General features: G+C 42.3%; 1 protein-coding gene. It reads left to right on the top strand.

Going from position 1 to position 1,209, the window contains the following annotated elements; genetic code table 11:
- The coding region (locus B2U10_RS14285; RefSeq protein ID WP_290788491.1) for an ATP-dependent helicase at positions 1-1,209 on the top strand (1,209 nt) is incomplete at both ends.

The following is a 1,209-nucleotide window of genomic DNA, read 5'->3' as shown; positions in this document are numbered from 1 at the left end:
CCATGGTCCGTTGCTGTTACTCGCCTCACCCGGCTCTGGAAAAACAACGACCCTTAATTTTAAGATTGCCTATTTGATTTTACAAAAAAAAATTGAACCACATCGTATTCTTGGACTGACCTTCAGTAAAGCGGCAGCTCGCGAGATGGCGGATCGATTTTATCATTTATTCCATGAACTAATCGGAACAACAGCGGCTTTTTCGACAATCCACAGTTTTGCTTTTCAAGTCGTCCGGGACCATACGTCTCAACAACGCCTCTCCTATACGATCATCGAAGGACCGATGGATCAACAACATCCGAATGCGCCACATAAACGGATGTTACTGCGCCGTATTTTCCAGGAAATTAATCGAAGTGTCATTACCGATGATCAAATGGATGAGTTGTTACGGATGATTTCCTTTGTCAAAAATCGCCTTCTTTCTTTAAAAGAAATCAAGGCAGTACCGACGACGATCAAACACTTTCCTGACATCTACGTCGCATATGAACAATTCAAGTCTCGTGATCCTCTACATCCGTTACTTGATTTCGATGATATGTTGACGTATGCTAATACGATTTTGGAACAAGACCGTCGTCTATTGCAACATTACCAACGTCGCTTCGATTATATTCTGACAGATGAGAGTCAAGATACATCACTCGTTCAGCATCAACTGGTTGAAAAGTTAGCCTTACCCCACAATCGCCTTTGTGTCGTCGCGGACGATGACCAGACGCTTTACAGTTGGCGTGGCGCAGATGCATCCAAGATTCTCCACTTCAAGGATACGTATCCGAATGCGACGATTCTTTACATGGAACAAAATTATCGCTCATCAAAGGACATCGTCTCAGTCGCCAATCAGTTCATCCAACGTAATAAAGCACGTTATCCGAAACAGATGTTCACGGAGAATGCTGCGGTTCGTCCAATTATCTTAGAGACGCTACCGACTTATGAAGATCAGACTCGTTATTTATTGAATCAGTTACGGACAGAAACGAATTACCGCGAAGTCGCCATCTTATATCGCAACAATGCTTCTTCGATCAACGTCATGAATGCGTTAGATCAAGCAAACATTCCTTTTTACATTAAGGATGTTGATCATAAATTCTTCAGTCATTGGATTTTGAAGGATATTTTAAATTTCATGACATTCGCACAAGATCCAACAGATATCGAGATTCTAGCAACCATCCATACGAAGTTCGCCGG

Origin of the sequence: Exiguobacterium sp. UBA7533, from assembly GCF_002479335.1 — a bacterium.
In the GTDB taxonomy this organism is placed as follows: domain Bacteria; phylum Bacillota; class Bacilli; order Exiguobacteriales; family Exiguobacteriaceae; genus Exiguobacterium_A.
Note: the sequence above shows the minus strand (reverse complement) of the source record. Positions and strands in the feature narration are given on the sequence as shown.